Origin of the sequence: Geminocystis sp. (assembly GCF_041753295.1) — a bacterium.
Lineage (GTDB): Bacteria > Cyanobacteriota > Cyanobacteriia > Cyanobacteriales > Cyanobacteriaceae > Geminocystis.
The window spans coordinates 46,751-61,349 of sequence record NZ_JBGSUU010000042.1 but is presented as its reverse complement, the minus strand read 5'-3'; the positions used below and the strand labels follow the sequence as shown (position 1 = coordinate 61,349).

The following is a 14,599-nucleotide window of genomic DNA, read 5'->3' as shown; positions in this document are numbered from 1 at the left end:
TATCTCCTATCTCCTATCTCCTATCTCCTATCTCCTATCTCCTATCTCCTATCTCCTATCTCCTATCTCATATCTCCTATCTCCTATCTCCTATCTCCTATCTCCTATCTCCTATCTCCTATCTCCTATTCTTCTATCTCCTATCTCCTATCTCCTATATTTAATGTCTGTGCAAGATTTGACTATAATAAAGTTTAACGATTTGTTAAGTAAAAAAGAAAAAATATGTCTGTATTGGCAGCGATCATAGTTTTAGGTATTTTAATTGTAGTTCACGAATTGGGGCATTTTGGGGCAGCCAGATTTCAAGGTATTCGTGTCAATAAATTCTCTATTGGTTTTGGGCCAGCTTTATTTAAGTATGATGGAAAGGAAACAGAATACGCCTTAAGAATAATTCCCCTAGGAGGTTATGTCGGTTTTCCTGATGATGATCCTGATAGTAATATACCTTTAGATGATCCTAATTTACTGCGTAATCGTCCTGTTTTAGATCGTGCTATTGTCATCAGTGCAGGGGTAATCGCTAATTTAATTTTTGCATACTTTCTCTTAATCGGTCAATGTTTGACAGTAGGAATACAAGACATAACCTATCAACCCGGGGTTTTAATACCACAAATTTTGACGGAAGTACAATCCGCCGCCGCCACTGCTGGTTTACAAAATGGTGATGTAGTTTTAGCTATTAATAATCAAGTATTCGCCGCCGATGAAACTTCTATGGAATCCTTAAGAAAAACGATTCAAGATTCCCCTAATCAGAGTTTAAACTTCACAGTAAAAAGAGGAGAAGATACTTTTAATGTTGATATTACCCCAGAATTAGGCGACAACGGCAAAGGTAAAATAGGTGTAATGTTAGCGCCTAACGGAGAATTAATTAAACGTCGCCCTCGTGATATTATCGAAGCATTTACTGTTGGTGCGCAACAATTTGAACGTTATACTAAGTTAACGGTACAAGGTTTTGGACAATTAGTCACCAATTTTCAAGAAAGTGCAAAACAAGTAGCAGGTCCAATTGCAATTGTAGCGGTAGGTGCAGAATTAGCGAAAAATGATATTGGTAATTTATTTCAATTTGGAGCATTAATTAGTATTAACCTTGCCGTTATCAACATTTTACCTTTACCTGCCCTAGATGGTGGACAATTAGCATTTTTATTAGTAGAAGGCATTTTTGGTAAACCTTTACCTAATAAATTACAAGAAGGGATTATGCAAACAGGTTTAGTTTTATTACTTGGTTTAGGTATTTTCTTAATTCTCCGAGATACTGCTAATTTAGCCTTTTTTCAACAACTTTTTCCTCAATAAAAAATTTCTGCAACAGGGTTGAAAACTTTTCTTCTCTGTTGATTATTAAACTACATTTTTATGTTATTTTATAGAGATACTAATATATTTTTTTTGTGAGATTGTTAAAGATATTTTACAAATAAACAAGAAAGTCAAAGCATTAGCTTAATAATAGTGAGGGAGTTAATATTTTTTTGACTCCCAAAATAAGATGATATACTCATTTTTTCTGAGGAAAAGATACTATTAATTAAAGTAATTAACTTATTGAATTGAGAATCATGACTACTTTTAAAGTTTTAAATAAAAATAAAATTTATCTACGTTTAAAAGTTTCTCCACAACAGTTAGAAGAATTTTGTCAACAACATCAAATAGCAGAATTAGCTTTATTTGGTTCAGTGTTACGAGATGATTTCAATGAAAATAGTGATATTGATTTACTTGTATCTTATCAACTCACCGCCAAAAGGGGATTATTGGTAAAAATAGTAATGATAGAGGAGTTAAAAGAGTTATTTAAGCGTGAGGTGGATTTAGTAAGTAAAAAAGCCATAGAAAAAAGTAATAATTGGATTCGTCGTCAAAATATTTTAAATTCGGCTGAAGTTATTTATGTTGCGTGATAAAGAAGTTTTATTAGATATTTTTACTGCCATTACTCTTATTTTTCGATATATGAAAGATGTTGATTATGATAGCTTTCTGGAAAATACAGAAAAACAGGATGCAGTTTTAAGACGTATTACTATTATTGGTGAGGCAACTAAACGACTATCTCGTAATTTTCGAGAAGAGAATAATTCTATTCCTTGGAAACAAATAGCGGGGATGCGTGATATAATTACTCACGAATATGATGAAGTTGATTGCGATGAAATTTGATCAGTTATTACTGATGATTTACTAAAACTTTATGATTATATTAAGCCTTTAATTACCGTAGAATAAATCATAAAAATACTTAATAATCAAAAAGAATAAAAAACAAATTATTTAGCTACTTTTACTAATAAAATTACATTACTTATTACTTATTACTTATTATTTATTACTTATTATAATTATCCATTCCTACACATGAACATATTAAATTGCGATCGCCATAAGCATTATCAATACGCCCAACGGTAGGCCAAAATTTTGATTGTTGAGTATAAGTATCAGGATAAGCCGCCGATTCTCGACTGTAAGGATGACTCCAATCACTAGAAATAAGACTAAAAGCAGTATGAGGAGCATTTTTTAAAACATTATCATCTTTATTCATACTACCAGTTTCGATAGCTCGAATTTCCTCCCGAATGCTAATCATAGCATCACAAAAACGATCTAATTCTGGCAAAGATTCACTTTCTGTAGGTTCAATCATCATTGTACCACCTACAGGCCAAGACATCGTTGGCGCATGAAAACCATAATCCATTAAACGTTTAGCGACATCTTCCACCTCAATATGAGCAGTTTTCCGTAACGGGCGTAAATCGATGATACACTCATGGGCAACTAAGCCAGATTTACCCGTAAAAAGAATAGAATAATGGGGTGCAAGGCGATGAGCGATATAATTAGCGTTGAGAATGGCGATTTTTGTGGCATCGGTTAACCCTTCACTGCCCATCATAGCAATATACATCCAAGATATAGGTAAAATACTAGCACTACCCCAAGGCGCAGCAGAAATCATGCCGATAGAATCCCCAGTCGAATCGCCCCTAAATCCCCAATTCTGGGGACTGTTATTTGTAGTATTCCCTCCCTTAATAAGGGAGGCATCTTCCTCAATATTTCCTCCCTTATTAAGGGAGGTTAGGGGAGATTGATTACTAAGAGAGGATTTAATCAAAGAAGTTGAGGGCAAAAAAGGTACTAAATGAGATGCAACACCAATTGGTCCTACACCTGGACCACCTCCACCGTGAGGAATACAAAATGTTTTATGTAAGTTTAGGTGACATACATCAGCACCGAAATCCCCCGGGCGACATAAGCCAACTTGGGCATTCATATTCGCACCATCGAGATAGACTTGCCCTCCAAAACCGTGAATAATACCGCATATATCTTTGATACCTTCCTCAAAAACTCCATGAGTAGAAGGATAGGTTATCATCAAAGCCGCTAAATTTTGTTGATATTTTTCCGCTTTAGCTTTCAAGTCTTCCATGTCAATATCCCCTTGAGTATCGCATTTGATGGGTATTACTTTTAAACCGCACATCACCGCACTAGCAGGATTTGTACCGTGTGCTGACTCAGGAATTAAGCATATATCACGATCTAGATCTCTTCTGCTATCATGATATTTACGAATAACTTGTAATCCAGCGTATTCTCCTTGAGATCCAGCATTAGGTTGTAAAGAAATCCCCGCAAAACCCGTAATTTCTGCTAACCATGTCTCTAATTGAGAAAAAAGAGTTTGATAACCCTGAGTTTGAGATAAAGGTGCGAAGGGATGAATACTGTTAAATTCTGCCCATGTCACGGGTAACATTTCGGCGGTAGCATTAAGTTTCATGGTACACGAACCTAACGCAATCATAGATGTAGTTAAGGATAAATCTTTAGTTTCAAGACGGTGTAAATAACGCAATAATTCCGTTTCTGAATGATATTGATTAAATACTGATTCCGTTAGATAACGAGACTGACGCTTTAATGGTGAAGGAATACCTAAGTTATCTATGGTTAAATCATTAATATTAAGCTCATTTTGTCCGAAAATTGACCAAATTGTTTTAATATCATCAATAGTAGTGGTTTCATCAACACTAATAGCGATCGCATTTTTGAAGTAACGGAAGTTAATTAAATTGCTTTGTGCTTTTTGTCTAACGATATGAGGATCATTAATTTCTATCGTAATAGTGTCGAAAAAGTTATTAGATTTGATTTTATAACCAAGATTTTCTAAACCTTTTGCGAGAATTTTTGTTAATTGATTAACTCTTAAAGCAATATTTTTTATCCCTTCTTCCCCATGATAGACGGCATAAGTAGAAGCAATAACCGCTAATAAAACTTGAGCAGTACAAATATTACTGGTTGCTTTATCTCTACGAATATGTTGCTCTCTTGTCTGTAAAGCTAATCTTAAGGCTGGTTGCCCGTGTACATCTTTTGAAACTCCAATAACTCTACCTGGGACTTGTCTTTTATAATCGTCTTTTGTAGCAAAATAAGCAGCGTGAGGGCCACCATAGCCTAATGGTACACCAAAACGTTGAGTATTTCCTACGGCGATGTCAGCATTTAATTCACCGGGGGATTTTAACAGAGCAAGGCTTAATAAATCGGCAGCAAGGGTGACAATACCTTTTTGTTGATGAATTTGATTAATGATTTCTTGATAGTCATAAATTGTGCCGTCTGAAGCAGGATATTGAAATAATGCTCCGAAAATAGCAGTATTAAAGTCAAAAGTCTGAGGATTATCGATAATTAACTCAATTTCAAGATATTTTGCCCTTGTTTTAATAACTTCTATGGTTTGAGGGTGACAATTTATATCAATAAAAAAAGTATGAGATTTATGTTTTGTGACTGCATAACTCATCGTCATGGCTTCAGCCGCCGCAGTGGCTTCATCTAACAGGGATGCGTTGGCTATTTCTAACCCTGTTAGGCTAATAATCATGGTTTGAAAATTTAATAACGCTTCTAGTCTTCCTTGGGCAATTTCTGGTTGATACGGGGTGTAAGCAGTGTACCAATTTGGATTCTCAAGAATGTTACGTTGAATAACTGCAGGAGTTATACAGTTATAATAACCCATACCTATATAAGAATTATAGACTTGATTTTCTTGGGCGATGGCTTTTAGGGTAGCTAAGGCTTGAGTTTCCGTGAGAGGAGAGGGTAACTTAAGGGGATTTTGCAGACGAATAGATTTGGGTACAGCAGTATTAATTAACGTATCTAAGCTATTATAACCTAGTTGTTTTAACATCAATTGTTGTGAGTTGCTATCAATACCGATATGACGATGTTTAAATATATCTTTGGCTATAGAAATTTGAGGTTGAGAGGAGATTATTTGATTATCTTCGACAACGGAGGAGGAGTTAATATTATCTAAATCAAGCATTGGCTGATGGAAATTAATGAATTGATATATATTTTAACATATCTTAATCTAAGGAATTTATGATTTAGGTGAAACCAATTCACCCCTATAGATTATTAATTGTTTTTCCATGCTTTCATTTTACCTTGATTCATTAAACCATAAGGATCTACTATTTTTTTGAAATTAAGTTGCTCAATATCAATTTTTTTTCTACCACCATCTTCTAAAATATAAGTATGAGGATTAGCTATAAATGCACCATTTTCTTCGTGATATTTGATAATTTCATTTAATCTTTCTTCTGTGGAAAATTTTACTAATTGTAACCCAGCAGGAATAGCTTTTCCTTCCACTCTTAAAAATTCTAAGTGCATCATAACTTCATCACCAAAATAATTATACATTTCTTCAACTTTATCTATGGTGAAAAAGAAAGTTTGTAAATAGGTAATATTTGGCTCAATATTTCTGACATGAAAAGTAGTATGATTCCATGTAAATTCAATTAAATTAATGTTATTTTCTTTAGATAAATCTTGTTGATAAGTAATTTTTCCTTGATATTCATTAACTAATTCTTGTAAAGGATATAAAGAATTTTCAGCTATGGTTAATAAAGCACAATTTTCTCCCTTTGGTAAATAAGATTTAAGAGCTATAAAATAATTAGCAATAGGTTGAGCATGAATACTGATTAGTTTTTTAATTATACCATCACTATCAGCTAAGGCTTGACCAAATTTTACACTGGTAATAAAGTCATCAAAAGTTACGATAATATCAATCCAATTATAAGTTGGTGCGAGGGGAATTTCTAATTGAGTAATGATGCCATTTGTGCCGTAAGCATGGTTAATTTGTTGAGTTTCATCTCCTTTTAATTCGATAATTTTTGGCTCTTTTTCTAAAGTCACAACTCTAACTTTATTTAAGTTTCCTCTATCTCTTAATTGCCCATAATTTATTGAGCCAATGCCACCACTACCACCTCCAATAAATCCTCCTAAAGTTGCAATTTTATAGGTAGAAGGAATCATGCGCAATTCCCAACCTTGTGTTTTAGTTTCTCTTTCTAATACACTCATTTTTATTCCTGCATCGACACAAGCAACTCCTGATTTTATCCAGTGAATTTTCTTCATTTGCGTCATATCTAAAACAATGCCTCCATTAAGAGGAATACATTGCCCATAATTACCTGTACCAGCACCTCTTACCGTTATAGGTATTTGATATTTAACGCAAATTTGAGCGACTTTTAAGACTTCTTTCTCACTGGTAGGAATAACGACTAAATCTGCTGTTTTATCTTGTAAAATTGAGGCTAAAATAGGACTAAAATAATAATAATCTTGAGATAATTTTTTGACTTCTTCTAAGTTTTGAATGGCTTTAATATTGCCTAATTCTTCAATAATTTTTGGATAGTTAATCATAGTGTTTTAAAAATATTATTGGTTATTGATATAGTTACAAATCGGTTAAATTAGCCTCTATTATAATCATAATTGCAAAGGTAATTATTGTCATTTCTTGATGTGATAAAATACCGATGTTTTTTGAAGATTATTATTTAGACTATTTTAACTAACGGGGAATGATTTGATTGTTTTTTTATGATAACAATATGAGTTGTTTAAGAATTGGTTAAAGAAAAGAAAGATAATGCTCTGAAAGTCTGTTAAGATTGACCCTATGCAGGATTACAATATTTAACTGAGCAGGTAGAGAAAATCAGGACAGAATATGAAGGATAACCAATACAACCTAATCGATGAACACTACTCCATCCAAAAAGGAGACAAACCCGAAGAAGCCTGTGGTGTTTTTGGAGTTTATGCACCCGAAGAAGACGTGGCTAAATTAGCTTATTTTGGATTATATGCACTACAACATCGAGGGCAAGAATCCGCAGGAATAGCTACTTTTGACGGTGAAGCCTGTTATTGCTATAAAAATATGGGGTTAGTCTCTCAGGTTTTCAGTGAATCTATTTTAACAAATCTACAGGGTAAAATTGCCATTGGTCATACTCGTTACTCTACTACTGGCTCTAGTTTACAAGCAAATGCACAACCTGCGGTGATTAATACCAGACTAGGAAAATTAGCCCTAGCACATAATGGTAATTTAGTCAATACTTTAGCCTTAAAAACAGAATTAGATAAAAGAAATTGCACATATATTACCACCACCGACTCGGAGATGATTGCCTTGATGATGGGTAAAGAAGTCGATGGCGGAAAAGATTGGGTGGAAGCAGCTATCAGTGCTTTTCAATGGTGTCAAGGTGCTTATAGTTTGGTTATTGGTACACCTGTTGGTATAATTGGTGCAAGAGATCCTCATGGTATTCGCCCTTTAGTAATTGGTAAAATGGAGGAGAAAGGCACACCTATTCGTTATGTTTTAGCTTCGGAAACTTGTGCTTTAGATATTATCGGTGCAGAATATATCCGAGATGTCCAACCGGGTGAATTAGTTTGGATTACTGATGAAGGTTTTTCCTCCATTCAATGGGCAGAAAAAATACAGCATAAACTGTGCGTATTTGAAATGATTTATTTTGCTCGTCCTGATAGTATTATGGGTCATGATAGTCTTTATGCTTATCGGTTAAGATTAGGAGAACAATTAGCCAAAGAATCCATGGTAGAAGCTGATATGGTAATGGGTGTACCAGATTCAGGTATTCCAGCCGCTATTGGTTACTCTCGTTATACAGGCATCACTTATCAAGAAGGATTAATCAAAAATCGCTATGTAGGGCGTACATTTATTCAACCAACTCAACATATGAGAGAACATGGTATTAAAATGAAACTTAATCCTCTTAAAGATGTTTTAGCTGGAAAACGTATTATTATCATTGATGACTCTATCGTTAGGGGTACAACTAGCCGTAAAATTGTTCGCGCTTTAAGGGATGCTGGAGCAAAAGAAGTACATATGAAAATTTCTTCTCCTCCTGTTACTCATCCTTGTTTTTATGGTATTGATACCGATAGTCAAGATCACCTCATAGCTGCTACAAGAACTGTTGATGACATTGCGAAACAAATCGAAGTGGATACTTTAACTTATTTATCTCAAGAAGGGATGTTAAAAGTAACTAATGAGAATCCTCAAAGTTTTTGTACTGCTTGTTTCAACGGTAATTATCCCATAGATATACCTGAAGAAATCAAACGCTCAAAATTAATTTTAGAAAAAGTCTCTTAATTTAACAATTTAAAAATATTTTGGGCTCTACTACTTCTGTTCGTGATAAATTATGTCTAAAAAAAGGTATCAGGTAGCAGGTATTAGGTTAAATTCAAACTGTTAATTTATAATAATTGCATTTTTAAAATACTCAAAGCCATACTGATTAAAGTTTACATTAATTATTTTCTATTAATTTGTCATAACTACTGTAGGAGAGCCATATTTTGCTTTTTTTGAGGGGGTTAATACTTGGTAAGTAGATTTGCCATTAACCCCTAGTTTTATTTATTAATTAATGAAGGTTTTTTTCGGTATCGATAATTGAGCCAATACCCTGTAAAGTGGAGACAATAGAAGTGGGATTCATAAACATGACTTTACTACTTTCACTACTGCCGATAGTTTTGCTGGTGTCTAAATATTGTTGAGTTAAAAGAAATTGTAATGCTTTTTCTGAACCTTGATCACTGTTTAGTTGATTCATAATAATTGATAAAGATTCGGCGGTAGCTTGTGCTTGAAGAAGTTGCTGTTGTTTTTTGGCTTCTGCTTCTAAAATAGCGGCTTTTTTCATGGATTCTGCTTCTAGTAGTTTAGCTTCTGCTCTACCTTGGGCGGAATTAATGGCTGAATCTCTATCCCCTTCTGAGTTTAAGATTACTGCCCGTTTTTTTCTTTCTGCCGTCATTTGTTGCTCCATGGCTTGTTGTACTGCAGTTGAAGGAGTAATGTCTTTTAACTCTACTCTTAATACTTTAACACCCCAAGGATCTGTGGCAATATCTAATTCTCTTAGTAATATATTATTGATTTCGGTTCGTGCGACAAAAGTTTCATCTAATTCTAATTTGCCGATTTCCGAGCGAATTTGGGTTAAAACTAGCTTTTCCATACCTAATTCTAAATTCTCAATTTTATAATAGGCTTTTTCCATGTCCACAATACGCCAATAAACCACGGCATCAACGCTGATAGAAACGTTATCTTTAGTAATACAAGATTGAGGAGTTACATCTAAAATCTTATCCCTGATGGTGTCTTTATAAACAATTTTATCTAAAAAAGGCACAACAAAGTTTAACCCTGGTTCTAGTTTCTTATTGTAACTTCCAAGACGCTCTACCAAAAATTCATTTTTTTCGTTAACGATTTTAACGCTACCAAATAATGCCGAACCGCCTAATGCGATAATTAAAAATAAAAATGATTCCATAATCTTTCACCTAAAAACTTGAATTTTTTAAAAATCTTGTGGGTAAAACCGATAAAGTATTACCATTTCTGCTAACAATATAAACTTTTTCATCGGGAAAGATCTTAATATTTTCATCTTCACAAACCGCACTCCATGAATTACCTTCATACATCACTTGCCCTATTTTTCCTGCCTCAATAGCTGTAATGGTTATACCTTCTTGTGCTTGTTCTAAAATCGGATCTTTCTTTTTAGGCATTATAAACTTTTTCGTCATCATTACTAGCACCACGGAAATAACCATCCACAAAATAATTAAGACGTTATCATAAGGAATTAATAATGCTAAACCTGCCACCATAATCGCACTTAATCCCATGGCAAATTCTACAAAAGCTGTAGGGAAAATTAATTCCATTAAGCATAAAATAGCGCCAATTATAAGCCATAAAAATACAGGAGAAGACATGGTTAAATGAGTAATGAGTAATGAGTAATGGTGAAACTAAATTTTAAATCGGATTATTTGCTAAAAATTCCTTGAGGGCGAACTAATAAAATTACTATCATTATAACTAAGGCTACTGCTAGTTTATATTCTGAACCAAAGAAGGGAACACTTAATTCTTGTGCTATACCGATAATTAAACCTCCTGCGATCGCACCATAGGGATTACCAATACCACCTAAACTGATAGCGGCAAACATGGGTAAAATTAAAAACCAGCCCATATTCGGGCGCACGGTAGTAATTAAGCCATATAAACCTCCTCCAGTGGCTGTTAACACCGCCGTAATAATCCAAGTAAATAATACTACCTGTTCAACATTAATGCCTGAAACTCTAGCTAAATCAATGTTATCCGCCACCGCGCGCATGGCTTTTCCGATTTTTGTATTTTTTAAAATTAGATGCAGTGCCACAATAGCGACAATAGTTAAAGCAATAACGATGACTCGATAATAAGCAATTTTCACCCCACCTATATCAATAGCTTCTAAAATCGGTAAATCATAATTTTGGTTACTACCTCCCCAAATAAATAAAATTCCATTGCGTAAAAATAATGCCAAACCAATAGAAATAATAATTAAAGTAGTGCTATTTGATCGCTTATTTCGCATCGGCTTCCATAAAAGTTGCTCACAAATTAACATTAAGATTACCGTACCCAGTGCCGCCACGATCATTGATAACCAAATATTAATACCTTTACTATTAACCAACCATGTTAAATAAGCACCGATGGTTAAAAAATCACCGTGAGCAAAATTTGATAATCTCAAAATACCTAAAGTAAGAGTTAAACCCACCGCAGCTAAGGCGATAATACTACCCACGGCAACACCATTAAAAAGTGATTGTATTGTTTCCATTCAAATTTAAACTTGTTAATTTTTTTTAATATTATGATTAAATAAGCAGTAATTAAAGTTTCTGGTGAAAATGCTCAATAAAAAATCCGACAGATTCGCTCCGGTGCAATTATAATATTGACTATGAAGAAAAAATATTATTTACACAATCAACCGTTTTCATTAAACCATTTGATCGCATATTGGAGAAGTTAATCAAAGCCTGTGACCTATAGCAACAACAAAAGAACCAATCAAAGAGACTTACCAAAAATCAACAACAATATTCGTTTTCCTCAAGTACGAGTAATTGGTACAGAAGGAGAACAACTGGGTATCCTCGACACCAGAGACGCAAATCGTATGGCTGAGGAGCAAGAATTAGACTTAGTATTAGTCAGTGAAACCTCAGATCCTCCTGTATGTCGTATCATGGACTACGGGAAGTTTAAATTTGAGCAAGAGAAAAAAGCCCGTGCTATCCGTAAAAAGCAACATACTGCGGATATAAAAGAGGTAAAAATGCGTTACAAAATTGATGAGCATGACTATCAAGTGCGTGTGAGTCAAGCAAAACGTTTTCTCAATGCAGGAGATAAAGTTAAAGCTACCATTAACTTTCGAGGTAGGGAAGCGCAACACGTTCACTTAGGTCAAGAGTTACTCGAACGCATGGCTCAAGATTTGACTGAGTTGGCAGAAATTCAGCAAAAACCGAAAAAAGAAGGACGTAATATGATTATGTTTCTCTCACCCAAGAAGTAAAGGAGAAAAACATAGGCAAAACTTCCACGAGGGGAAGATTGGGAAGACTACAGTAAACTTATAATTACCCTTTGTCTTTCCTAATTGTTTATGGTGAACTATTCATTATTCACTTTTTGCTAATTATTAATTCCTAATTTCTAATTCCTAATTAACTATTATGTCTGACTGGAAAGTGATTGAAGGGGGCGTAACAGCCCCTAAAGGCTTTAAATCTTCAGGTATTACCGCCGGGTTAAAAGCGTCTAAAAGTCCTGATTTATCTTTAATTTATTCAGAAACTGAGGCTATTGCTGCTGGAGTTTTTACTACTTCTGAAGTTCGTGCTGCTTGTGTAGATTATTGTCGCCAAAAATTACAAAAAAAATCTAGCGCCAAAGCTATTTTATGTAACTCAGGACAAGCTAATGCTGCTACTGGTGAACAAGGTTGGCAAGATGCAAAAGATAGTGCAGAGGCTTTAGCTAAAGAGTTAAATATTGATGCAGACTCCATTTTATTGGCTTCTACTGGGGTTATCGGGCAACGTATCAAGATGGACATCATGATCAATGCTTTCCCTCAATTAGTGGCAGAATTATCGGAAAATGGTGGAGAAGCTACGGCAAAAGCTATTATTACTACTGATTTAGTTACTAAATCCATCGCCCTTGAAACCATCATAGACGATCGCCCAGTACGCATTGGCGGTATTTCTAAAGGTTCGGGGATGATTCATCCTAATATGGCTACTATGTTGGGTTTTATTACCTGTGATGCCGCCGTTTCCACAAACTTATGGCAACAGATGTTAAAACGAGCGGCGGATAAAAGTTTTAATCAAATTACCGTAGATGGTGATACTAGCACTAATGATAGTTTAATCGCCCTTGCTAATGGTCAATCTCGCACTCCAGCCATTACTAGCCTTGATGAAAATGGGCAAAAATTAGATGCTATGTTAACGGAAGTATGCCAATATTTAGCTAAAGCGATCGCCCGTGATGGTGAAGGGGCAACTTGTCTGATGGAAGTAGAAGTACAAGGAGCAACCGATGAAACTTCCGCTCGTCAAATCGCTAAAACCATTGTAGGATCATCTTTAGTCAAATCTGCTATTTTTGGAAGAGATCCTAATTGGGGAAGAATTGCCGCAGCAGCTGGTAGAGCGGGAGTACAATTTAACCAAGATGATTTAATGATTAAACTTGGGGACTTTTTATTAATGGAAAGAGGACAACCGCAACCATTTGATCGTATTGCAGCCAGTAATTATTTAAAACAAGCAGCCACGGGAGAATATTTAAAAACCGACACTGTAGCCATTTCTGTTTCTGTAGGTAATGGTTCAGGAGTAGGTAAAGCGTGGGGTTGCGATCTCAGCTATGATTATGTGAAGATTAACGCTGAATATACAACTTAAACATGAGATAGGGTGGGCAATGCCCACATTTCTATCGAGCATTATCAAATTTTAAAGATTAATTAACCAAGATACCAATCCTTGTCCAGTTATCACTTCAAAACCGACAAGAGAGATAAAACCGATCATGGCTAAACGGCCATTCAATTTTTCAGAGTATTTATTAAAGCCAAATTGTTGACTAGAGTCCACATACATTTTTGGTTCAATGGCGTAGTTGTTTAAACGACCTTGATCTTCAACTATAAAAGTGTTTTTTGCGTTCATGATAATTATATTTTTATGATTGCTTATGTTAAACATTATAACAGTATGTTAACTTTTTTTGCAAGGTCTTGACAAAAACAAATAAATACTGTATCTATTTTGTTCAAGAACTCAAAAATTTATTCCTAATTTAGTGAGAATTTTTTGAGTAGAAACAACATGATGGTTTAAGCCTAATAAATGAGGCTCAATTCCTAAAGCTAAACCGACTAATTGCGGTAAATGTAGAATAGGAATATCTAACTTTTGTTTTATAACTTTAGCTACTTCTGGTTGTCGAGAATCTAAATTGAGATGACAAAGAGGGCAAGGTGTAACGATACAATCAGCGCCGTTATGGATAGCATCTAATAAATTTTTCCCCGCCATTTGGAAAGATTGCTCTGTGGCATAACTAGATAAAGGCCAACCACAACATTTACTTCTACCTTCATAATAAATAGGAGTTGCACCTAGGGTAGTAAAAACATTTTCTAAAGATTGAGGATTGAGAGGATTATCAAAGGGTAAATTTTCCCCCGCGCGTAGTAAGTAACAACCATAAAAAGAGGCACATTTTAAACCCGTTAATGGTTTAATTACCTTTGCTTTTAACGCCTCTAAACCATAATCTCCTACTAATGCCCACAAAATATGTTTTACTTCTGTTGTACCTTGATAGGGTGAGCAATTTTCTTTTGCTAAAAAACCGTTAACTTTATCTAAATAATCAGGGTTATTTTCTTGTGCATCTTTTAATCTTTCATCTACATGACCAATTACTCCTTGACAGGTGCTACAGTGGGTTAAAAGTGGTAAATTTAAAGATTCAGCTAAAGCAATATTACGCGCGTTAACAGTATCTTCTAATAGTTGAGAATCTTCTTTGTATGTACCCGAACCACAACAAGCTGCTGTTTTGAGTTCAATTAATTCAATGCCCAAGGCTTTACTAATAGCAGTGGTGGCAGTGTGTAACTCTTTACAAGCTCCTTGAGCTACACAACCCGGAAAATAAGCATAACGAAGCATAATTAAAATTTATAACGTAAAA

The 14,599-nt window shown here is 34.6% G+C and carries 13 protein-coding genes; 6 read left to right on the top strand and 7 right to left on the bottom strand.

Going from position 1 to position 14,599, the window contains the following annotated elements; genetic code table 11:
* The first annotated feature begins 225 nt into the window (after nt 1-225).
* The 3 genes from rseP to ACEW8E_RS04225 all read left to right on the top strand — a co-directional run bounded on the left by rseP (nt 226) and on the right by ACEW8E_RS04225 (nt 2,187).
* Complete coding sequence (rseP, locus tag ACEW8E_RS04235; RefSeq protein ID WP_373479095.1) at nt 226-1,320, top strand: RIP metalloprotease RseP; 1,095 nt, start codon at nt 226-228, stop codon at nt 1,318-1,320.
* Nucleotides 1,321-1,583: 263 nt separating this feature from the next.
* Nucleotides 1,584-1,928 (top strand): nucleotidyltransferase family protein, encoded by a 345-nt coding sequence (locus tag ACEW8E_RS04230; RefSeq protein ID WP_373479094.1) that lies wholly within the window; start codon nt 1,584-1,586, stop codon nt 1,926-1,928.
* Complete coding sequence (locus tag ACEW8E_RS04225; protein WP_373479093.1) at nt 1,918-2,187, top strand: DUF86 domain-containing protein; 270 nt, start codon at nt 1,918-1,920, stop codon at nt 2,185-2,187. Before ACEW8E_RS04230 ends, ACEW8E_RS04225 begins: the two co-directional genes overlap by 11 nt.
* 166 nt (nt 2,188-2,353) lie before the next feature.
* Here the strand turns inward: ACEW8E_RS04225 and gcvP are convergent, their stop codons facing one another.
* A complete protein-coding gene (gene gcvP, locus ACEW8E_RS04220; protein ID WP_373479092.1) occupies nt 2,354-5,392 on the bottom strand; it encodes an aminomethyl-transferring glycine dehydrogenase in 3,039 nt (1,012 codons plus the stop codon).
* Nucleotides 5,393-5,487: 95 nt separating this feature from the next.
* Nucleotides 5,488-6,810: an FAD-binding oxidoreductase gene (locus ACEW8E_RS04215; protein ID WP_373479091.1), complete on the bottom strand. Its 1,323-nt coding sequence runs from the start codon at nt 6,808-6,810 to the stop codon at nt 5,488-5,490.
* A gap of 310 nt (nt 6,811-7,120) precedes the next feature.
* Between ACEW8E_RS04215 and purF the strand changes: the two genes are divergently transcribed.
* Entirely contained in the window at nt 7,121-8,596 is a 1,476-nt protein-coding gene (gene purF, locus ACEW8E_RS04210; protein WP_373479090.1) for an amidophosphoribosyltransferase, read from the top strand.
* A gap of 277 nt (nt 8,597-8,873) precedes the next feature.
* Here the strand turns inward: purF and ACEW8E_RS04205 are convergent, their stop codons facing one another.
* Genes ACEW8E_RS04205 through ACEW8E_RS04195 form a run of 3 tightly spaced genes read right to left on the bottom strand, consistent with a single transcriptional unit; the run spans nt 8,874 to nt 11,153 of the window.
* A complete protein-coding gene (locus ACEW8E_RS04205) occupies nt 8,874-9,794 on the bottom strand; it encodes an SPFH domain-containing protein (RefSeq protein ID WP_373479089.1) in 921 nt (306 codons plus the stop codon).
* Nucleotides 9,795-9,804: 10 nt separating this feature from the next.
* The gene (locus ACEW8E_RS04200; protein WP_373479088.1) at nt 9,805-10,245 is read right to left on the bottom strand and encodes an NfeD family protein; all 441 of its coding nucleotides are present in this window, start codon (nt 10,243-10,245) and stop codon (nt 9,805-9,807) included.
* 53 nt (nt 10,246-10,298) lie between these two features.
* Nucleotides 10,299-11,153 carry a branched-chain amino acid ABC transporter permease gene (locus tag ACEW8E_RS04195; protein WP_373479087.1) on the bottom strand — a complete coding sequence of 285 codons (855 nt, stop codon included), beginning with the start codon at nt 11,151-11,153 and terminating at the stop codon, nt 10,299-10,301.
* 204 nt (nt 11,154-11,357) lie between these two features.
* Between ACEW8E_RS04195 and infC the strand changes: the two genes are divergently transcribed.
* The gene (infC, locus tag ACEW8E_RS04190) at nt 11,358-11,897 is read left to right on the top strand and encodes a translation initiation factor IF-3 (protein WP_066344743.1); all 540 of its coding nucleotides are present in this window, start codon (nt 11,358-11,360) and stop codon (nt 11,895-11,897) included.
* Between the two features lie 160 nt (nt 11,898-12,057).
* Nucleotides 12,058-13,299, top strand: a complete 1,242-nt coding sequence (gene argJ, locus ACEW8E_RS04185; RefSeq protein ID WP_373479086.1) for a bifunctional ornithine acetyltransferase/N-acetylglutamate synthase — start codon at nt 12,058-12,060, stop codon at nt 13,297-13,299.
* A gap of 51 nt (nt 13,300-13,350) precedes the next feature.
* Here argJ and ACEW8E_RS04180 read toward each other — a convergent pair whose 3' ends face one another.
* Together ACEW8E_RS04180 and ACEW8E_RS04175 are read right to left on the bottom strand one after the other, a co-directional pair.
* Nucleotides 13,351-13,566 carry a high light inducible protein gene (locus tag ACEW8E_RS04180; RefSeq protein WP_373479085.1) on the bottom strand — a complete coding sequence of 72 codons (216 nt, stop codon included), beginning with the start codon at nt 13,564-13,566 and terminating at the stop codon, nt 13,351-13,353.
* A gap of 111 nt (nt 13,567-13,677) precedes the next feature.
* Nucleotides 13,678-14,577 (bottom strand): CoB--CoM heterodisulfide reductase iron-sulfur subunit B family protein, encoded by a 900-nt coding sequence (locus ACEW8E_RS04175; RefSeq protein WP_373479084.1) that lies wholly within the window; start codon nt 14,575-14,577, stop codon nt 13,678-13,680.
* Nucleotides 14,578-14,599: the final 22 nt, after the last annotated feature.

Bases quoted from the DNA above. Each gene is read 5' to 3' on its own strand.
- rseP (WP_373479095.1), top strand. From the start codon at position 226: ATGTCTGTATTGGCAGCGATCATAGTTTTAGGTATTTTAATTGTAGTT.
- ACEW8E_RS04230 (WP_373479094.1), top strand. From the start codon at position 1,584: ATGACTACTTTTAAAGTTTTAAATAAAAATAAAATTTATCTACGTTTA.
- ACEW8E_RS04225 (WP_373479093.1), top strand. From the start codon at position 1,918: ATGTTGCGTGATAAAGAAGTTTTATTAGATATTTTTACTGCCATTACT.
- gcvP (WP_373479092.1), bottom strand. From the start codon at position 5,392: ATGCTTGATTTAGATAATATTAACTCCTCCTCCGTTGTCGAAGATAAT.
- ACEW8E_RS04215 (WP_373479091.1), bottom strand. From the start codon at position 6,810: ATGATTAACTATCCAAAAATTATTGAAGAATTAGGCAATATTAAAGCC.
- purF (WP_373479090.1), top strand. From the start codon at position 7,121: ATGAAGGATAACCAATACAACCTAATCGATGAACACTACTCCATCCAA.
- ACEW8E_RS04205 (WP_373479089.1), bottom strand. From the start codon at position 9,794: ATGGAATCATTTTTATTTTTAATTATCGCATTAGGCGGTTCGGCATTA.
- ACEW8E_RS04200 (WP_373479088.1), bottom strand. From the start codon at position 10,245: ATGTCTTCTCCTGTATTTTTATGGCTTATAATTGGCGCTATTTTATGC.
- ACEW8E_RS04195 (WP_373479087.1), bottom strand. From the start codon at position 11,153: ATGGAAACAATACAATCACTTTTTAATGGTGTTGCCGTGGGTAGTATT.
- argJ (WP_373479086.1), top strand. From the start codon at position 12,058: ATGTCTGACTGGAAAGTGATTGAAGGGGGCGTAACAGCCCCTAAAGGC.
- ACEW8E_RS04180 (WP_373479085.1), bottom strand. From the start codon at position 13,566: ATGAACGCAAAAAACACTTTTATAGTTGAAGATCAAGGTCGTTTAAAC.
- ACEW8E_RS04175 (WP_373479084.1), bottom strand. From the start codon at position 14,577: ATGCTTCGTTATGCTTATTTTCCGGGTTGTGTAGCTCAAGGAGCTTGT.